Source organism: Microbacterium sp. (assembly GCF_049661145.1).
Taxonomy (GTDB): Bacteria; Actinomycetota; Actinomycetes; order Actinomycetales; family Microbacteriaceae; genus Microbacterium.
In genome coordinates, this window is the sequence record NZ_JBASZT010000306.1 from 1 (window position 1) to 3,337 (window position 3,337).

Below are 3,337 nucleotides of genomic sequence, written 5' to 3' on the forward strand. Positions count from 1 at the left end.
GCGTCGAGCGGCGCAGGATGCCGGCGCCACCGCCATCCTCCTCGCCCACACCCTCGACGACCAGGCCGAGACCGTCCTCATCGGGCTCACGCGCGGCGCGGGCGCGACGAGCCTGGCGGGCATGGCGCCCGTGCGCCGTGACGGCGAGGTCGAATGGGTGCGTCCGCTGCTGGGGGTGCGCCGTGCCGCGACCCGCGCCGCCTGCACCGCCCAGGGCCTGCCGCCCTGGGACGATCCGCACAACCTCGACCGACGCTTTCTGCGCGTGCGCGTGCGTCAGGGTGTCATGCCCGTGCTCGAGGACGAACTCGGCCCGGGTGTCGCCGCCGCCCTCGCCCGTACCGCCGATCAGCTGCGGGAGGATGCCGAGGCCTTCGACGCCATGATCGGGGAGACGATCGAGGACATCGTCGAGCACGTCGAGGCGGGCATCGCCGTCTCCGTCCCAGCTCTTGCGGCCAACCCCGTGGCGCTGCGGAACCGCATCATCAGGCACGTCGTCGCCAGCGAGTTCGGTGCCAGCCTCACGCGCACGCAGACCCTCGAGGTCGCGCGGCTCGTGAGCGAGTGGCACGGCCAGGGGCCGATCGATCTCCCCGGATGCCGCGCCGAGCGCCGCGGCGCCCGCATCGCGTTCGTCGCGCGCTGAGGGGGCGGCATGGCGAGTCGCCGCCCCGCCGTAGACTCGGCTCATGCGCGCGGCCGACATCGCTGACCAGCTCACACGTGTCCTCGTCACCGAGGAGCAGATCCAGGAGAAGCTCGCACAGCTCGCGCGCCAGGTCGAGACCGACTACGAGGGCAAGGATCTGCTGCTGGTCGGCGTCCTCAAGGGTGCCGTGATGGTGATGTCGGACTTCGCCCGGCATCTGCATCGACACGTCACGATGGACTGGATGGCCGTCTCGTCCTACGGGACGGGCACGAAGTCGAGCGGCGTCGTGCAGATCCGCAAGGATCTCGACACCGACCTGCACGGCCGGCACGTGCTGATCGTCGAGGACATTATCGATTCGGGTCTCACTCTCAGCTGGCTGCTGGAGAACTTCGCATCGCGCGGAGCGGCATCCATCGAGATCCTGGCGTTGCTGCGCAAGCCCGAGGCGGCCAAGGTCGTCATCGACAGCCGTTATGTCGGGTTCGACATCCCCGCGGACTTCGTCGTCGGTTACGGGCTCGACTACGCCGATCGCTACCGCAATCTCCGCGACGTCGCGGTGCTCGCCCCGCACGTCTACGCTTGACGCGCCTCGGGTCAATGCCGCGCAGCGGCGTTGAGGCGAAGCGGGTCAAGGGTTCGCCTGTGGCGAATGTACAGACCCCGCATAGTCACGGCGCGATACCCTGAGCGGACCATGGACTTCAAGAAGCTCACGCGCAACCCGTTCGTCTACGTGTTGCTCATCGGCGCCCTCCTGCTGATCGGCATGTCGTTGATCTCCACGCTCACCGGCGCCAAGCAGATCACGACGCAGGAAGGTCTCGCTCTCCTCAAGGGCGGCACCGTCACCGAGGTGACCAACACCGACGGCGATCAGCGGGTCGACATGACACTGTCCGAGCCGCACGACGGCGCCACACAGGTGCAGTTCTACTACGTGGGCGCCCGCTCGGACGAGGTGCTGAGCGCGATCGACGCCGCGGAGCCCAAGGACGGCTTCAACGACGTCGTCCCCCGCACGACGTTCTTCGAGTCCCTGCTCTCGCTGCTGATCCCGGTGCTTCTGCTGGGTCTGCTGTTCTGGTTCTTCTTCTCGGCGGCCCAGGGCGGCAGCAGCAAGGTGATGCAGTTCGGCAAGTCCCGCGCCAAGCTCGTCACGAAAGAGACCCCGACCGTCACCTTCGCCGACGTCGCCGGCGCCGATGAGGCGATCGAGGAGATGCAGGAGATCAAGGACTTCCTGAAGGATCCCGCCAAGTTCCAGGCCGTCGGAGCCCGCATCCCGAAGGGTGTGCTGCTCTACGGCCCTCCCGGCACCGGCAAGACCCTGCTTGCCCGCGCCGTCGCCGGTGAGGCGGGCGTCCCGTTCTACTCGATCTCCGGTTCGGACTTCGTCGAGATGTTCGTCGGCGTCGGCGCCAGCCGCGTGCGCGACCTGTTCAACCAGGCCAAGGACAACGCTCCCGCGATCATCTTCATCGACGAGATCGACGCCGTCGGCCGTCACCGCGGCGCCGGCATGGGCGGCGGTCACGATGAGCGCGAGCAGACTCTCAACCAGATGCTCGTCGAGATGGACGGCTTCGACCCGAAGACCTCCGTCCTCGTCATCGCGGCGACCAACCGACCCGACATCCTCGACCCCGCGCTGCTGCGCCCGGGCCGCTTCGACCGTCAGATCGGTGTGGATGCCCCCGACCTCAGGGGCCGCCAGCGCATCCTCGAGGTCCACGGTCGCGGCAAGCCGCTGTCACCGTCCGTCGACCTCTCGGTGATCGCCCGCAAGACCCCAGGCTTCACCGGCGCCGACCTCGCCAACGTGCTCAACGAGGCGGCCCTGCTGACGGCCCGCTCCAACGCGCAGCTCATCGACATGCGCGCCCTCGATGAGGCGATCGATCGCGTCATCGCCGGTCCGCAGCGCCGCACGCGGGTGATGAAGGACAAGGAGAAGCTCATCACGGCCTATCACGAGGGCGGCCACGCTCTCGTCGCGGCGGCGATGAACCACTCCGACCCCGTGACGAAGATCACGATCCTGCCGCGCGGCAAGGCCCTCGGCTACACGATGGTCATGCCGCTGGAGGACAAGTACTCCGTCACCCGCAACGAGCTGCAGGACCAGTTGGCATGGGCGATGGGCGGGCGCGTCGCGGAGGAGATCGTCTTCCACGACCCCACGACGGGCGCCAGCAACGACATCGAGAAGGCCACCGGCATCGCCCGCAAGATGGTCACCGAGTACGGCATGACCACCGAGGTCGGTCCCGTCAAGCTCGGCCAGTCCTCGGGCGAGGTCTTCATGGGGCGCGACATGGGACACGGCCGCGACTTCAGCGAGCGCATCGCCGAGCGCGTGGACCAGCAGGTGCGCAGCCTCATCGAGCAGGCCCACAACGAAGCGTACGAGGTGCTGAACGCGAACCGCGCCGTCCTCGACCGCCTCGCCCTGGCGCTGCTGGAGAAGGAGACCCTCGACCACCTCGAGATCGCGGAGATCTTCACCGACGTCACGAAGCTCCCGCTGCGTCCGCAGTGGCTGTCGAGCCAGGAGCGCCCGGTCTCGATGCTGCCGCCGGTGGACGTCCCGCATCGCCAGGCGGAGGCGGGATTGGCCGCCTCATCCGCCGCCGAGGCACCGGCGTCTCAGCCGGCGCCGCAGCGACGCCCGAGCGG

At 68.6% G+C, this 3,337-nt stretch carries 3 protein-coding genes; all 3 read left to right on the forward strand.

Annotation, left to right across the window (positions count from 1 at the left end):
• Window positions 1-649 (forward strand): tRNA lysidine(34) synthetase (locus WBP48_RS12995; protein ID WP_424441078.1); only part of this gene is annotated, 649 nt, incomplete at its 5' end.
• A 43-nt stretch (window positions 650-692) separates the two neighbouring features.
• Entirely contained in the window at window positions 693-1,244 is a 552-nt protein-coding gene (hpt, locus tag WBP48_RS13000; protein ID WP_424441080.1) for a hypoxanthine phosphoribosyltransferase, read from the forward strand.
• A 111-nt stretch (window positions 1,245-1,355) separates the two neighbouring features.
• A partial coding sequence (gene ftsH / locus WBP48_RS13005) for an ATP-dependent zinc metalloprotease FtsH (protein WP_424441082.1) occupies window positions 1,356-3,337 on the forward strand: 1,982 nt, incomplete at its 3' end.